This window comes from Lewinella sp. IMCC34183 (genome assembly GCF_003390915.1).
Classification (GTDB): Bacteria; Bacteroidota; Bacteroidia; order Chitinophagales; family Saprospiraceae; genus Neolewinella.
The window spans coordinates 1-254 of record NZ_QMEM01000048.1 but is presented as its reverse complement, the minus strand read 5'-3'; the positions used below and the strand labels follow the sequence as shown (position 1 = coordinate 254).

The following is a 254-nucleotide window of genomic DNA, read 5'->3' as shown; positions in this document are numbered from 1 at the left end:
CGGTGCACGCCGACGGGGCCAGCGCCTACGGTCCGGAACTGCTGCTCAAGCTCTACCTGTACGGCTACCTGAACCGGATCCGCAGCAGCCGCCAGCTGGAGCGGGCCTGCGCGGTCAACCTTGAGGTTGTAGACTTCCCTTCCCCCGCGTCCATGAATGAGTAGAAAATTACCCGTAATTTTCTCAAACCCGTTCAATTTGTACGCTATGCGTCAGAGCAAATTTTCCACCCAGCAGCGCCTCGGCATCATTGC

Annotated in this window: 1 pseudogene; it reads left to right on the top strand. The window is 58.3% G+C overall.

Going from position 1 to position 254, the window contains the following annotated elements:
- Positions 1-131: pseudogene (locus DQG19_RS20705) on the top strand (transposase); the annotation flags it as partial.
- Positions 132-254: the final 123 nt, after the last annotated feature.